Annotated in this window: 13 protein-coding genes and 1 pseudogene; 11 read left to right on the forward strand and 3 right to left on the reverse strand. The window is 72.1% G+C overall.

Going from position 1 to position 14,861, the window contains the following annotated elements:
• The 5 genes from ACFC02_RS12755 to ACFC02_RS12775 all read left to right on the forward strand — a co-directional run.
• Positions 1–288 (forward strand): flavodoxin-dependent (E)-4-hydroxy-3-methylbut-2-enyl-diphosphate synthase (locus tag ACFC02_RS12755; RefSeq protein ID WP_376355790.1); only part of this gene is annotated, 288 nt, incomplete at its 5' end.
• A gap of 30 nt (positions 289–318) precedes the next feature.
• On the forward strand, positions 319–2,277 hold the full coding sequence (gene dxs / locus ACFC02_RS12760) for a 1-deoxy-D-xylulose-5-phosphate synthase (RefSeq protein ID WP_376355792.1): 1,959 nt from the start codon (positions 319–321) through the stop codon (positions 2,275–2,277).
• Entirely contained in the window at positions 2,274–3,656 is a 1,383-nt protein-coding gene (locus ACFC02_RS12765) for an aspartate aminotransferase family protein (RefSeq protein WP_376355794.1), read from the forward strand. Before dxs ends, ACFC02_RS12765 begins: the two co-directional genes overlap by 4 nt.
• Before the next feature lie 99 nt (positions 3,657–3,755).
• Positions 3,756–4,379 carry a helix-turn-helix domain-containing protein gene (locus ACFC02_RS12770; protein ID WP_376355796.1) on the forward strand — a complete coding sequence of 208 codons (624 nt, stop codon included), beginning with the start codon at positions 3,756–3,758 and terminating at the stop codon, positions 4,377–4,379.
• Positions 4,376–4,495 carry a DUF6126 family protein gene (locus ACFC02_RS12775; protein WP_037864074.1) on the forward strand — a complete coding sequence of 40 codons (120 nt, stop codon included), beginning with the start codon at positions 4,376–4,378 and terminating at the stop codon, positions 4,493–4,495. The genes ACFC02_RS12770 and ACFC02_RS12775 overlap by 4 nt, the downstream gene beginning before the upstream one ends.
• Positions 4,496–4,520: 25 nt before the next feature.
• Here the strand turns inward: ACFC02_RS12775 and ACFC02_RS12780 are convergent, their stop codons facing one another.
• The gene (locus ACFC02_RS12780) at positions 4,521–5,318 is read right to left on the reverse strand and encodes a tyrosine-protein phosphatase (RefSeq protein WP_376355799.1); all 798 of its coding nucleotides are present in this window, start codon (positions 5,316–5,318) and stop codon (positions 4,521–4,523) included.
• A gap of 283 nt (positions 5,319–5,601) precedes the next feature.
• Between ACFC02_RS12780 and ACFC02_RS12785 the strand changes: the two genes are divergently transcribed.
• Positions 5,602–6,387 carry an SGNH/GDSL hydrolase family protein gene (locus tag ACFC02_RS12785; protein ID WP_376355917.1) on the forward strand — a complete coding sequence of 262 codons (786 nt, stop codon included), beginning with the start codon at positions 5,602–5,604 and terminating at the stop codon, positions 6,385–6,387.
• Between the two features lie 152 nt (positions 6,388–6,539).
• Here the strand turns inward: ACFC02_RS12785 and ACFC02_RS12790 are convergent, their stop codons facing one another.
• Positions 6,540–7,160: a TetR/AcrR family transcriptional regulator gene (locus ACFC02_RS12790; protein ID WP_376355801.1), complete on the reverse strand. Its 621-nt coding sequence runs from the start codon at positions 7,158–7,160 to the stop codon at positions 6,540–6,542.
• Positions 7,161–7,297: 137 nt separating this feature from the next.
• Here ACFC02_RS12790 and ACFC02_RS12795 point away from each other — a divergent pair, with 137 nt between their 5' ends.
• The 5 genes and pseudogenes from ACFC02_RS12795 to ACFC02_RS12815 all read left to right on the forward strand — a co-directional run bounded on the left by ACFC02_RS12795 (position 7,298) and on the right by ACFC02_RS12815 (position 13,045).
• Positions 7,298–8,485: an MBL fold metallo-hydrolase gene (locus ACFC02_RS12795; RefSeq protein WP_376355803.1), complete on the forward strand. Its 1,188-nt coding sequence runs from the start codon at positions 7,298–7,300 to the stop codon at positions 8,483–8,485.
• Between the two features lie 428 nt (positions 8,486–8,913).
• Positions 8,914–9,345, forward strand: a pseudogene (locus tag ACFC02_RS12800) (transposase); the annotation flags it as partial.
• A 102-nt stretch (positions 9,346–9,447) separates the two neighbouring features.
• Positions 9,448–11,079, forward strand: coding sequence for an adenosine deaminase (locus tag ACFC02_RS12805; RefSeq protein WP_376355804.1), 1,632 nt, complete (start codon positions 9,448–9,450; stop codon positions 11,077–11,079).
• A 153-nt stretch (positions 11,080–11,232) separates the two neighbouring features.
• Positions 11,233–12,282, forward strand: coding sequence for a TRM11 family SAM-dependent methyltransferase (locus ACFC02_RS12810; protein ID WP_376355806.1), 1,050 nt, complete (start codon positions 11,233–11,235; stop codon positions 12,280–12,282).
• A 124-nt stretch (positions 12,283–12,406) separates the two neighbouring features.
• Positions 12,407–13,045, forward strand: coding sequence for a hypothetical protein (locus tag ACFC02_RS12815; protein ID WP_376355808.1), 639 nt, complete (start codon positions 12,407–12,409; stop codon positions 13,043–13,045).
• Between the two features lie 82 nt (positions 13,046–13,127).
• Here ACFC02_RS12815 and ACFC02_RS12820 read toward each other — a convergent pair whose 3' ends face one another.
• Positions 13,128–14,651 carry a glycosyl hydrolase family 18 protein gene (locus ACFC02_RS12820; protein ID WP_376355810.1) on the reverse strand — a complete coding sequence of 508 codons (1,524 nt, stop codon included), beginning with the start codon at positions 14,649–14,651 and terminating at the stop codon, positions 13,128–13,130.
• Between the last annotated feature and the right edge of the window lie 210 nt (positions 14,652–14,861).

The raw sequence follows: 14,861 nt of genomic DNA on the forward strand, positions 1-14,861 counted from the left end.
GAGGAGGTCACGGCGGGTCTGACCGGTATGGAGGTTCCGCTGCGGGTGGCCGTCATGGGCTGTGTGGTCAATGGTCCCGGTGAGGCGCGTGAGGCTGATCTGGGTGTGGCGTCCGGCAACGGCAAGGGGCAGATCTTCGTCAAGGGCGAGGTGATCAAGACGGTGCCCGAGTCGAAGATCGTGGAGACCCTGATCGAAGAGGCGACGAAGCTCGCCGAGCAGATGGAACAGGACGGCGTCGCGGACGCCCCCACCGCCACGGGAACACCGACGGTGACGGTGAGTTGAAGTACGGCACGGACCGAGAGGGGGCCCAGCGTGACCATTCTGGAGAGCATCCGGGGACCACGCGACCTGAAGGCGCTGTCCGAGGCGGAACTCGGCGAACTGTCCGACGAGATACGTGACTTCCTGGTGCACGCGGTGGCCAGGACCGGCGGTCACCTCGGGCCCAACCTGGGGGTGGTGGAACTCACCGTCGCCCTGCACCGGGTCTTCGAGTCACCGGCCGACCGGATCCTGTGGGACACCGGCCACCAGAGCTACGTGCACAAGATGCTGACCGGACGTCAGGACTTCTCCAAGCTGCGCGGCAAGGGCGGCCTGTCCGGCTACCCCTCCCGCGAGGAGTCCGAGCACGACGTCATCGAGAACAGCCACGCCTCCACCGCGCTGGGCTGGGCCGACGGGCTCGCCAAGGCGCGCGAGGTGCGAGGGGAGAAGGGGCACGTCGTCGCCGTCATCGGTGACGGCGCGCTGACCGGCGGCATGGCCTGGGAGGCACTGAACAACATCGCCGCCGCCCGCGACCGGCCGCTCATCATCGTCGTCAACGACAACGAGCGCTCCTACGCGCCCACCATCGGCGGCCTCGCCAACCACCTGGCCGCCCTGCGCACCACCGACGGCTACGAGAAGGTCCTGGCGTGGGGCAAAGAGGTGCTCCAGCGCACCCCCGTCGTCGGCGGCACCCTGTACGAGTCGCTGCACGGCGCGAAGAAGGGCTTCAAGGACGCCTTCGCGCCGCAGGGCATGTTCGAGGACCTGGGACTGAAGTACCTCGGCCCGATCGACGGACACGACATGCGCGCCCTGGAGTCGGCGCTGCGGCGCGCCAAACGCTTCCACGGGCCGGTCCTCGTCCACTGCCTCACCGAGAAGGGCCGCGGCTACGAGCCCGCCCTCGCCGACGAGGCGGACCACTTCCACACCGTCGGCGCGATGGACCCGCTCACCTGCGCGCCCCTCGCCCCGTCCGGCGGTCCGTCCTGGACCTCCGTGTTCGGCGACGAGATCGTACGGATCGGTGAGGAGCGCGACGACGTCGTGGCGATCACGGCGGCCATGCTGCACCCGGTGGGTCTCGGCAAGTTCGCCGAGCGGTTCCCCGGCCGGGTGTGGGACGTCGGCATCGCCGAACAGCACGCCGCCGTCTCCGCGGCCGGCCTCGCCACCGGCGGTCTGCACCCGGTCGTCGCCGTCTACGCCACCTTCCTCAACCGCGCCTTCGACCAGTTGCTCATGGACGTGGCGCTGCACCGCTGCGGCGTCACCTTCGTCCTGGACCGGGCCGGCGTCACCGGCGTCGACGGCGCCTCCCACAACGGCATGTGGGACATGTCCGTCCTCCAGGTCGTCCCCGGTCTGAGGATCGCCGCGCCGCGCGACGCCGACCAGTTGCGCGCCCAGTTGCGCGAGGCCGTCGCCGTGGACGACGCGCCGACGCTGGTGCGCTTCCCGAAGGAGTCGGTCGGCCCCCGGATCCCGGCCGTCGACCGGGTGGGCGGCATGGACGTGCTGCACCGCGCGGAGCGGCCCGAGGTGCTGCTGGTCGCCGTCGGCGTGATGGCCCCGGTGTGCCTGCGGGCCGCCGAGCTGCTGCGAGCGCGCGGCATCGGCTGCACGGTCGTCGACCCCCGCTGGGTCAAGCCCGTCGACCCGGCGCTGCCCGCACTGGCCGCCGGGCACCGGCTGGTGGCCGTGGTCGAGGACAACAGCCGCGCCGCGGGCGTCGGTTCCGCGGTGGCCCTGGCCCTGGGCGATGCCGACGTGGACGTACCGGTACGGCGGTTCGGCATCCCGGAGCAGTTCCTCGCGCACGCCAAGCGCGGGGAGGTGCTGGCCGACATCGGTCTCACCCCCGTCGAGGTCGCCGGGCGGATCAGCGCGAGCCTCGCCGCCAAGGAGCAGGCCGGGTCCGTTCCGGCGCAGGCGGGGACCGTCCCGGCACAGAAGCCCGCCGGGAGCGGCACGGCAGTCAAGGAGAAGACTGAATGACCACGGAGTTCGACCTCGGCACCCTCCTGGCCGAGCGCGGCGCCGAGCGCTACGAGCTGCACAGCAAGCACCTGAACCACCAGCTGCCGCGCATGCTGCACACCATCGGTTTCGACAAGGTCTACGAGCGGGCCGAGGGCGCGCACTTCTGGGACGCCGACGGCAACGACTACCTGGACATGCTCGCCGGGTTCGGCGTGATGGGCCTGGGCCGGCACCACCCCGTCGTCCGCAAGGCCCTGCACGACGTGCTGGACGCCCGGCTCGCCGACCTCACCCGCTTCGACTGCCAGCCGCTGCCCGGCCTGCTGGCGGAGCGGCTGCTCACGCACAGCCCGCACCTGGACCGGGTCTTCTTCGGCAACAGCGGCACCGAGGCGGTGGAGACCGCGCTCAAGTTCGCCCGCCGCGCCACCGGGAAACCGCGGATCCTGCACTGCGAGCACGCCTTCCACGGCCTGACCACCGGCTCGCTGTCCGTGAACGGCGAGGAGGGCTTCCGCGACGGCTTCGCCCCGCTGCTGCCCGACACCGCGATCCCGCTCGGTGACCTCGACGCGCTCGCCCGCGAGCTGAAGAAGGGCGACGTGGCCGCCCTGATCGTCGAACCCATCCAGGGCAAGGGCGTGCACGAGACCCCGCCGGGCTACCTGCGGGCCGCGCAGGAGCTGCTGCACCGGCACAAGGCGCTGCTCATCGCCGACGAGGTGCAGACCGGCCTGGGCCGCACCGGCGACTTCTACGCCTACCAGCACGAGGACGGTGTGGAGCCGGACCTGGTGTGCGTGGCCAAGGCCCTCTCCGGCGGCTACGTCCCGGTGAGCGCGACCCTCGGCAAGGACTGGATCTTCAAAAAGGTCTACTCATCGATCGACCGGGTGCTGGTGCACTCGGCGAGCTTCGGCTCCAACGCGCAGGCCATGGCGGCGGGCCTCGCCGTCCTCTCCGTCATGGAGAACGAGCAGATCGTGGCCAACGCGCGGGCCACCGGCGATCTGCTCAGGTCCCGCCTGGCGGCGCTGACCGACAAGTACGAGCTGCTCGCCGACGTGCGCGGCCGGGGCCTGATGATCGGCATCGAGTTCGGCAGGCCCAGGTCGCTGAAGCTGCGCGGCCGGTGGACCATGCTCCAGGCGGCCCGCAAGGGCCTGTTCGCGCAGATGGTGGTCGTCCCGCTGCTCCAGCGCCACCGGATCCTCACCCAGGTCTCCGGCGACCACCTGGAGGTGATCAAGCTGATCCCGCCGCTGGTCGTCGGCGAGCAGGACGTCGACCGGTTCGTGGACGCCTTCACCGCGGTGATGGACGACGCGCACGGCGGCGGCCTGATGTGGGACTTCGGCAAGACACTGGTCAAGCAGGCGGTGGCCAACCGGTAGCCCTCCCGGGAGGCGGGGGCACCGCACGGGTGCGCCGCGGCGATTTGCCTCTGAGGCAATAAATTTGCCCCAGGGGCAATCCTGCGGCTGAATGGAGGCATGAGCACTCCCGAGTCCGGGCCACCGGCGGGCCAGGCCGACGACCTGCCCGCCGTCGCGCCCCAGCTGCGCGCGCTCCGCCGCCGCGCCTCCCTCACCCTGGAGGCCGCGGCCCGCGCCGCCGGGCTGTCGCCCGCACACCTGTCCCGCCTGGAGACGGGGCAGCGCCAGCCCTCGCTGCCGATGCTGCTGGCACTCGCCCGCATCTACGGTACGACGGTCTCCGAACTGCTCGGGGAGAGCGTCGCCGAACGGGACGCGATCGTCCGGGCCGCCGACATGGAGCCCACGCGGGCCGGCGGCTGGACCTACCACCAGGCCGGTGCTGCCGGGCGCGGCATGCAGACCCTGCGGGTCAACGTGCCCCACGGCTCGCAGGGCGACATCGTACGGGTCCACCCCGGCGAGGAATGGCTGTACGTCCTCAAGGGGCGGCTGCGGCTGCGGCTGGGCGACAGCACGCACCTGCTCGCCCCCGGGGACAGCGCGCACTTCGACTCGCTGACCCCGCACCGCATCGCCGCCGAGGACCCGGACGGCCTGGAGCTGCTCTTCGTCCACACCCTGTTGCAGAGTCCCACGGCCGCGCTGTGCCTGGGCCCCCACACCGGAGAGATGTCATGACAGACATGGAGGAGAAGTTCCCGCGCGCCCTCTGGGTCCGGCTGATCATCTACATCGCGGTCGGACACCTGTTCGCCGCGTTCGTCTGGCTGCTGTTCGAGGTCGGCGCCAAGTGAGGCGCGCACCCCGAGGCCGCCGGGCTCAGTCCAGCAGGCGCTCGCGCAGCCGCTGCCTGGTCCGCGGAGCGAGCCCCAGCCCCTGCTCCAGGTAGGCCTCGACCCCGCCCCAGGTCTCCTCCACGGTCTCCAGGGCCGCCGCCAGGTACTCGGCGCGCGCGTCGAACAGCGGGCTGAGCAGCTCCATGACCTCGGGGGAGTAGGCGGAGGGGGAGGAGCCGCTGCGGTGCACCTTGTAGCGGCGGTGCCGGGCGTTGGACTCCAGGTAGTCCGCGACGATCGCCTCCCGCTCCACGCCCAGGGCGAGCAGCGTCACGGCGATCGACAGGCCGGCCCGGTCCTTGCCCGCGGCGCAGTGCATCAGGGCCGGGACGCTGTCCTCGGCGAGCGCGTGCAGTACCCGGGAGTGCTCGGCGGTGCGCTCCTTCATGATCGTGCGGTAGGAGGCGATCATCCGGGCGGCGCCCTGGCCGTCGTCCAGGATCGCCCGCAGCTGGTCGAGGTCGCCGTCGCGGACCATCTTCCAGAACTCGGCGCCGTCGGCGGGGTCGCTCAGCGGCAGGTTCACGTTGCGCACGCCGGGCAGCTCGACGTCCGGCCCCTCCAGCTTCCTGTCGGCCGCGTTGCGGAAGTCGAAGACGGTGTGCAGGCCGAGGGAGGCGAGGAAGACGGCGTCCTCGGCGGTCGCGTGCGCGAGATGACCGCTGCGGAACAGCACCCCGTGCCGCACCCGCCGGCCGTCCACGGTCGGCAGGCCGCCCACATCGCGGAAGTTGCGCACTCCGGTCAGCTCCGGCTCGGTCGACGGGACCTGCTGCGTCACGGGGACTCCTCCCTCTCGGCCCCGCCGCCACGGCTCGGCGGCGGGCGCGATCCCGACGATACGACATGGCTGCCTGAGGCAACATCGACGGCGGGGACGGGGTGACGCGGGTCATGGAGACCCCTTCCTCCGCTGCCCGCGCCGCGTGTATTCCCGACCACGAGATGATGTTGAAGTGGCCTTTCTCACCGTCCGTCAACCCCTGCCTACGGTCGCGTAGGTCACATTCGAAGGTGAATCATGGGCCGACGTGGCAGACGATTCGAAGAGTGACAGCAGATCAGTGATCGGGTCGTACGTGGCGGTGGGGGACAGCTTCACCGAAGGCGTGGGAGACCCCGGACCCGACGGGGCGTTCGTCGGCTGGGCCGACCGGTTCGCGGTCCTGCTCGCCGACCGGCGACCCGAGGGCGACTTCCAGTACACGAACCTAGCCGTGCGCGGGAAGCTGCTCGACCAGATCGTGGCGGACCAGGTGCCGCGGGCCGCCGAGCTCGCCCCCGACCTGGTCTCCCTCTGTGCGGGCGGCAACGACATCATCCGGCCCGGGACCGACCCGGACGACGTGGCCGAGCGTTTCGAGAAGGCGGTCGCCCACCTCGCCTCCGCGGCCGGGACCGTGATGGTCACCACCGGGTTCGACACCCGCGGCGTGCCCGTGCTCAAGCACCTGCGCGGCAAGATCGCCACGTACAACGGCCATGTGCGGGCCATCGCCGACCGCTACGGCTGCCCGGTGCTCGACCTGTGGTCCCTGAAGACCGTGCAGGACCGCCGGGCCTGGGACCACGACCGGCTGCACCTGTCTCCCGAGGGGCACACCCGCGTCGCGCTGCGGGCCGGCCAGATCCTCGGCGTCGACGTCCCGGCCGACCCGGAGCAGCCCTGGCCCCCGCTGCCGCCGCGCGGCACGCTGGACATCCGTCGCGACGACGTCCACTGGGCCCGCGAGTACCTGGTCCCCTGGATCGGCCGCCGTCTGCGCGGGCAGTCCTCGGGGGACGACGTGACGGCCAAGGGCGCGCTGTCCCCGGACGACATCAGGACCCGGATCGCTTCGGTGGCCTGAGCCGCGCGGCCACCGTGCCGTCGGACCGGTCCGGGGTGCTCCGCCCCGGGGGACCGGGGCGGGGGCCGCGGCCGCGCGGCCGGGCGCCGGAGGAGGGCGATGGTGGGGGGCGACGCGGGAGTACGGCGGGCGCAGCGGCCCTCGGGCGTGGTTCAGCGGACCGCAGTCGCCAACGCCTGCCGCTCCAGGCCCAGTTCGCGAGCCAGGGCCTCGTCCACCCATTCCTGTGCCCGGGCGCGGGAGACCGTGCCGCCGTAGCAGGTCAGCTGTACGGCGAGTCCGTCCAGGAGGGCCGTGAGGCGCAGGGCCGTGCCGTCGGGGTCCGGGCAGCGGAACTCGCCCGCGGCCACCCCCTCGGCCACGACCCCGGTGAGGGCCGCCTTCCACTGCCGGTCGAGGTCCCGGGCGACCTGGCGCAGGGCCGGCTCCCGCAGCGCGGCGGCCCACCCCTCGACCCACAGCCGCCAGCCCTTCGCGTTGCCGGTGGGCGCGTACCAGCGCAGGGCGGCCCGCAGCCGGCGCAGCGCACTCGTACGCCGGCCGAGCAGCGCACGCAGGCGCGCGAGGTCGTCCTCGGCCGCGTGGGCGAACGCGGCGGCCACGAGGTTCTCCTTGGTGGAGAAGTGATAGAGCACCAGCGCGTTGCTCACCCCGAGCACCGAGGCCACGTCGGCGATCCGTACCGCTGACACGCCCCGCGCCTCGATCTGCCCGATGGCGGCCCGCAGCAACTCCTCACGCCGCTCCGCCCCACTCAACCGCACTCGCGCCACGCGGTCACCCTAATGGGTCTTGCCCGGGAGGCAAGGTGCGTGCGGGGGGCAGTGACCGGTCGCGCGCCGGGCGGCCGGTGGGACACCCGGCGGCCCCTTCATAATGGAAAACCTGACCGACCCCCTGTGGAGGTAACGTGGCCGGCTTCCGTCCCCCGAGCTCCGGGCTCAGCGCCCTGCGGCCCGAGGCCTTCGGTGTGGACCCCGGCGGTGCGCGCATGGCGCGGATCCGCCGGTCCCCCCACTTCAAGGACGGCGTCTTCCAGAATCCCGGAGGCGAGGCGCGGACGCGGCCCTCGGGCACCGCGTGGGACTTCGCCAAGCTGTACTTCGACAAGGAGCAGCGCACCCGCCGCGCCCCCCTGGGCAACATCCCCGTGCACGCCACGACCTTCGCGGACCTGGCCCGCCCCGCGGCCACCGGACTGCGGGTGACCTGGCTGGGCCACTCCAGCGTCCTCGTGGAGATCGACGGCCGGCGGGTGCTCTTCGACCCCGTGTGGGGCGAGCGCTGTTCGCCGTTCCCCTTCGCCGGCCCCCGCCGCCTGCACCCGGTGCCCCTGCCGCTGGCCGCGCTCGGCCCGGTCGACGTGGTCGTCATCTCCCACGACCACTACGACCACTTGGACATGCCCACGATCAAGGCACTGGCCGGCACGGACACCCTCTTCGCCGTGCCGCTCGGCGTCGGGGCGCACCTCGAACACTGGGGCGTTCCGGCCGACCGCCTGCGCGAGCTGGACTGGCACGAGGCGACCGAGGTCGGCGGACTCACCCTGACCGCGACCCCGGCACGGCACTTCTGCGGCCGTGGCCTGCGCAACACCCAGCACACCCTGTGGGCCTCCTGGGTCGTCACGGGCGCCGGACACCGCGTCTACCACAGCGGCGACACCGGCTACTTCGAGGGCTTCAAGGACATCGGCGCCGACCACGGCCCGTTCGACGTCACGATGATCCAGCTCGGCGCGTACTCCGAGTTCTGGACCGACATCCACATGACGCCGGCACAAGCGCTGCGGGCGCACCTCGACCTCCAGCAAGGCGGCCCGGGCGGCGTGCTGCTGCCGATCCACTGGGGCACGTTCAACCTGGCCCCGCACCCATGGGCGGAGCCGGGGGAGTGGACCAAGGAGGCGGCCGAGGAGGCCGGGCAGGCGGTCGCGTTCCCCTGCCCGGGGGAGCCGTTCGAGCCTGCCGGGGAACTCCCCACGCGCCCTTGGTGGCGGGATGTGTCGCGGCCCCTGGAGCGCACGTGGTCCGTTCCGCAGAGCACGCCGGTGGCGGCCTCCCGGGACGACCTCGACCTGGTGGGCGAGGGCTGAGCGGGGGCGGGGTGACGGGGATCGCGGGGGCGGCCGGGGCCGGGACGGCTCCTCGCCCGCCCCGACGCGGATCTCCGCGGGCCGGACGGCGCCGTCCGGCCCGGGTGCCCGACCTGCCTACAGGAGTATCAACAGCCTGGTCCCCGGGACCGGTTTGCGGTTGACCGTTCTCTTGCGTGGAGGCCCCGGCGTTCACGCCGGGGAGGAATCGCCTTGCCAGCCGGCGGCTGGGCGAATACGAACACGCATACTGCCGTTCACGAGTTGGGGTGAGCGTGACGGTAAGGGCGTGCGTGTGTGCGGGGCTCGCACATACGGTCAGTGTCAGTCGGCCGGACGGGGCCGGCTGACCGGAACGCGAGGCAGGGGGTGTGGCGGGGGTGCGGGAGGCCGAGGGTGCGGTGGGGCGTGCCCGGTGCACGTACCGGCTGCGGGTGTACCGCGACAGCCTCGGCCACTGGTACGCCTCCTTCGTCGTCCCCGCCCCGGGCGAACCACTCCCGTCCACCGGCCGGGTGATCGGCATCGACTGGGGCGTGCGGGAGACGGCCACGACCACCTCCGACGCCCACGACCTGCCCCATCCTCAGCACGGCCGGAAGGCGAAGGAGAAGCTCACCCGCTACGACCGGATGACGGCCCGCCGCAAACCCGAGCGGGGGCAGGCGGCGTCGAAGGGATACCGGGAGGCGAGGCGGTGGCGGGCGAAGACGTACGCGAAGATCGCCCGGCAGCGGCAGGACGCCGCGAGGAAGTGCGCGAAGAACTCCGCGCGTGTGATGCGCGTCCGGGCAGGTCTGGACCCGGCTGGTGACGAGGGCGCAAGACCTCCCGGAGCGCCGCTCCGGGAGGCAGCCTGAGCCAGGAATCCCCCCCCTGAAGGGAGGGGAGCATTCAACCTGTCGAGTGGATCTCCGCGCGCTCGCCGGAACAGGGCTGCCGCGGCTCGTGATGATGCAGGCGTGATTACCGAACCCACCAGGTCCGGGCGCCGACGCAGGAGCCTGGTCACCTCAGGTCTCGTGTGCCTCGCGGCGCTGTCCACCCTCACCGCGTCCCCGGCCTCGCCCGCCGTCGCCGCCGACACGCCCGCCCCGGCCGGCGGCCGGCCCGGAGCCGTACGGCCGTCCACGACACCGGCGGAGGCCGCGACCGACGCCTACCTGCGCTCGATCCGGCGCGACCCCCGGGCCCTGCGCCGCTTCTTCGAGCGCATGCCCAAGGGCGGCGACCTGCACAACCACCTCTCCGGGGCGGTCACCACGGAGTACCTCATCGAACTGGCAGCCGAGGACGGGCTGTGCGTCGACACCGCGACGATGACCGCTCAGGCCCCGCCGTGCGGGCCGGGCACCCGCCCCGCCGCGGACGCCCGCACCGACAAGGCCTTCCGTGAGGCGATCCTGCGCGCCTGGTCCATGCAGGACTTCCCGCCGGGCGGCAACGGCCACGACCACTTCTTCGACACCTTCGGAAAGTTCGGCGAGGTGACCTGGCGGCACCGCGGCAAACTGCTCGCCGACGTGGCCGACCACGCGGCCGTCCAGAACCAGTACTACCTGGAAACCATGATCACCCCCGCCTCGGACGGCGCGAAGAAACTCGCCGACCAGGTCGGGTGGGACGACGACCTGGCCGCACTGCACCGCAAGCTCACGGCCGGCGGCGGACTCGACCGGCTGGTGGGCGAGGCACGCAAGGAGACCGACGACTCCGACGCGGAGTTCCGCACCACCGAGCACTGCGGCACGCGCGCGGCCCGGCCCGGCTGCACGCTCCCCGTGCGCTGGATCTCCCAGGTCTCACGCGGCAGTTCGCCGGTGCGGGTGTTCACGCAGATGGCCCTCGGCATGCGCCTGGCCGAGCGCGACCACCGCTTCGTCGCCGTCAACCTGGTCCAGCCCGAGGACTGGGACAGCTCCCTGCGCAACTACAGCCTGCAGATGCGCATGCTCAAGTACCTGCGCGGCGTCTACCCGCACGCCCACCTCACCCTGCACGCCGGGGAGCTGTGGCCCGGCCTGGTCAAGCCCGAGGACCTGAAGTTCCACATCAAGGAGGCGGTGGACGTCGCCGGTGCCGAACGCGTCGGCCACGGTGTCGACCTGGTCCACGAGGACGACTGGCAGCGCACCGCCCGCACCATGGCCGCCCGTGAGACGGCCGTCGAGGTGCCGTTCACCAGCAACGCCCAGATCCTCGGCGTCAAGGGCGCCGACCACCCCTTCAACACCTACCGCCGCTACGGCGTACCGGTCGTGCTCGCCACCGACGACCCCGGTGTCAGCCGCATCGACATCACCCACGAGTACGCGTACGCCGCCCGCACCTACGCGCTGCACTACGCCGAGCTGAAGAAGCTGGCACGCGCGTCCCTGGAGTACGCCTTCGCGCCGGGCGCGAGCCTGTGGGAGGGCAACCCGACCCGCTCCGGCTACGTGGCCAAGGCCGCCTGCCGCGGTACGCGGCCGGGCGTCGACCAGCCGGCAGGGGCGTGCCGCCGGCTGCTGGACTCCAGCCTGAAGGCCCGCCTGGAGTGGCGCCAGGAGACCGCCTTCCACCGCTTCGAACGCTCGGTCGCCCGACGCGGCTGACCCTGCCCGCCCGGTCCGGTGCCCCCGCGCCCGACCGGGCGGTTCGGGTAAAGTCGGTGTGTCACCGACCGGCTCCGAGCAGGGCCGCGCCCCGGGCGTCACCACCACCGCGGCCGTCGCCGGAAGCCACTGGAAAGCAGGATCCGAAAGCACATGAGCAGGTACGGGTTTCTCGTCTCGCCCTCGCACAACCGCGTGTACGCCCGGTCCGCGCCCGACCTGGCCATGGCGGAACTCCAGGCGTTCGGCGAGACCGTGATCGAGGGCGGTGTCCACGACGTCGCCGTCACCGAGATCGGTGGCGTGCCCTACGTCACCTTCACCGCCGACCCGCTGTCCGACACCGCGATCCGCCTGCTGTCGAACCTGTCGTCGCTGTACGCCCTCTTCGCCGTCGAGCAGCCGGACGTGCTGCGCCCGGTCCTCAGGAAGCCCCTCGACCTCTTCAGCAGCGACCTGCTCACCATCCAGAAGTACGCGGGCAAGACGAACGAGGACTTCACCAAGCTGCTGGTGAACGTGACGGCGCTGGCGACGGACGCGCCGGGCGGGCTGCTGACCGGCGAGATGCGCCTGTTCGACCCGATGTGCGGGCGCGGCACCACGCTCAACCAGGCGGTCATGTACGGCATGGACGCCACCGGCCTCGACATCGACCCCAAGGACTTCGACGCCTACTCGGCGTTCTTCCGCACCTGGCTGAAGAACAGCAGGCTCAAGCACCACGCCGAGACCGGGACCGTCCGCCGCAACAAGGCGACCCTGGGACGCCGGCTGCAGGTCGGCCTCGGGGCGTCCAAGGAGCTGTACCGCGAGGGCAGCACCATCGACGTCACGGTGGTCAACGCGGACACGCTCAGGAGCGGCGACTTCTTCCGCCGCGGCGAGTTCGACCTGATCGTCACCGACGCCCCGTACGGCGTGCAGCACGGCAGCCGGCCGCACGGCGGCGGGAACGCCGGACGGCTCTCCCGCAGCCCCGTCGACCTGCTGGCCGCCGCCGTGCCGGTCTGGGAGCCCCTGCTGCGGCCGGGCGGCGCCCTCGGCATCTCCTGGAACACGCTGGTGGCCGGGCGGGAACAGCTGGCCGAGATCCTCGCCGCCCACGGGTTCACCGTCCGTGACTCCGAGGCGTACCGGGGCTTCGTCCACCGGGTGGACCAGGCGATCAACCGGGACATCATCGTCGCCCGCAAGAACTGATCCCGTTCGCCGCTCTTCCCGCCGCGCGGGGAGGGCGTCACCGGGCCGGCGGCGGCCGAGTCGCGCGCCGGGGGGCCGGCGCCGACGATGGGCTCAGGATTCCCCCACCCCGAAGGACGGGCCGATGCCTCTTCCGCGTCGCGCAGGCCTCGCCGGGCCGCGCCCCACCGCCCTGGCGGTGGCCGTACTGACCTGCACGCTGGCGGCCGGCACGCTGACCGGATGCGGCGGCGGCAACTCCAACGGCGGCGGATCGGGATCCGGCCGGTCCCCCGGCGCACCGAACACGGCCTCGTTCTCCGCGGGTACCCTGCCCTCCGCGCTGGCCTCGTCGGCCTCCGCGGCCGTCTCCTCCGCCCGGGCCTCGGCGTCGGCCGCGGCGTCCTCCGCCGAAGCCCGCGCCTCCGCGTTCGAGGCGTCCGTGTCGGCGGACACCGCCCGCTCCGCCGCGGCGGCCGAGAAGGAACTGAAGAGTGTGCACGGCAGGGGCAACGCGCTCTCCGAGGTCGGGATGACCGGGCTGCCCAAGGACCGGACGGGCGGGGTGCTCGCCGTCCTGGTGACCATCACCAACAGGACCGACCGCAAGGCGTCGTACGCCGCCCAGATCGACTTCGTCGACGCCGACGGCAAGGTGGCCGAGACCCGGTACGTCGGGGCACAGGACCTGGAACCCGGGAAGAAGGCGCAGCCGATCGCGTTCAGCCGCCAGTCGGAGGAGAAGAAGCTGACGGCCCGGCTGACGAAGGCCCAGCGGTACTGACGGCGCCGAGGCGCGTGAGTGGCCCGGAGGCCGCGCCCTTCGGGGCGGTCTCCGGGCCACTCACGTACGGGGCCGGGCTCGGTCAGCAGGCGCCGAGGTCCTGCCAGACGCCCCACTGGCCGGTGGTGCCGGGCTCCTCGCCCGTCGTCCACCACTTGGCCTTCCAGTTGTGGCCCTTGTACGAGACCTGCTGGCCGCCGGTGTAGACGGTGGACTTGGACCACGGGGCGGCGGTGCACTGGTTGCCGTTGCCGCCGGTGACGGTCAGGGCGTACGTCGCCGAGTGGCTGCCGGAGGCGCTCGAACCGGTGACGGTGATGGTGTACGTGCCCGAGACCGCGGCCGAGGTGGTGGCGAGGGTCAGCGTCGCGGAGCCGCCCGCCGTGACCGAGGCCGGGCTGAGCGAGGCGGTGACGCCGGCCGGGGCACCGCTGACGCTGAGGTTCACCGTCTGCGCGTTGCCCTTGGTCACGGCCGTCTTCACCGTGGTGGTGGCGGACTGCCCCGCGGTCACCGTCCCGGAGGACGCGCCGAGCGACACGGAGAAGTCGTCGGCCGGGGCGGTGCTGCCGCTGGTGAACGGCTCGAAGATGTGGGAGAAGTCCCAGGTGTTCTGCTGGATGCCCGAGCAGTTGTCGGCGGCGGCGCCGCCCGCGCAACTCCCGTTGTCACGCTGGAGCGCCCAGAAGGACAGCATGTCGATGCCCTTGGAGACGGCCCAGTTGTAGACCGTGGTCGCGTTCGCCAGGCTGAACGTCTCGGCCGGCCCGAAGTCGTCGACGCCGGGCATCTCGGTGATGCCGACCATGCCCCACAACTGCGCGGAGGTCTTGTTCGGGTAGAGCTGGGTGAGCGTGTCGACCAGGCCCTGGGCGGCGGTCTGGGTGTCCTTCGCCATGTCGTGGGACTGGTTGTCGTAGTAGTCGAACGTCATGAGGTTCACGACGTCGAGCCGGGTGCCGTTGCTCACCGCGTTGCGCAGCAGCTGGACGCCGTTGTCGGCGAGGCCGTGGGTGGTGGTCGGCAGGGTGTACGAGAACTCCACCTTGCGCCCGTTGGCCGCCGCCCAGTCCTGGACCAGCTTGATCGCCTTGTTGCGGCGGTCGATGCCGGCGGCGTTGTCGATGGAGTCGGCCTCGATGTCCATGTCGAGCCGCGAGATGTCGTAGGTGGTGATGACCTTCTCGTACGCGGCGGCGATCTGCTGGACGTCGGTGCAGCTGTCGGCGATCTCGGTGCCCGTGGTGTCGGCGGTGTAGCCGCCGAAGGAGGGGATGACGTCCCCGCCGTTGCCCTGGATGGTCTTGATGTCGCTGCCGAAGGTCGACGAGGAGATCGGCATGCCGGTGTCGCCGTTCCAGTACGGCGTGCAGGAGCCCTTGGAGGCGGTCTGGAGGAACGCCATCGTCAGGTGCTTGGCACCGGACTGGGCGGCCAGGGCCGCGGGGCTCTCGCCGGTCCAGGCCTCGAAGTAGGGGGCGAAGACGTGGGCGGGCAGCTCAGTCGCCGCCTGTGCCGTGCCGGTGCCCGTCAGGGCGAGGCCCACCGAGGCCGCCGTGGTGACGGCCGCGGTGAGGACCGCGCGGAAGGAACGCATGAGTCTCATGTCAGTCCCGGTGTGAGGAGTGGGGTTTCGCCAATGCCCGTACGGAAGGGAGGTGTTGATGCGTATGGGATAGCGCCCGGCCACCGGGTGGGTCAATGGTCTGGACCAAAATGGGACTAGACCAATCTGGCGGGTCGGCGGGTCATCCGCCTGCACAGGGCCCGCGACGGCCCACTGGACCACCCGCGGGCCCCGTCTCCCGCGCGCCGC

It is taken from the genome of Streptomyces sp. NPDC056160, from assembly GCF_042268205.1.
Taxonomy (GTDB): Bacteria; Actinomycetota; Actinomycetes; order Streptomycetales; family Streptomycetaceae; genus Streptomyces.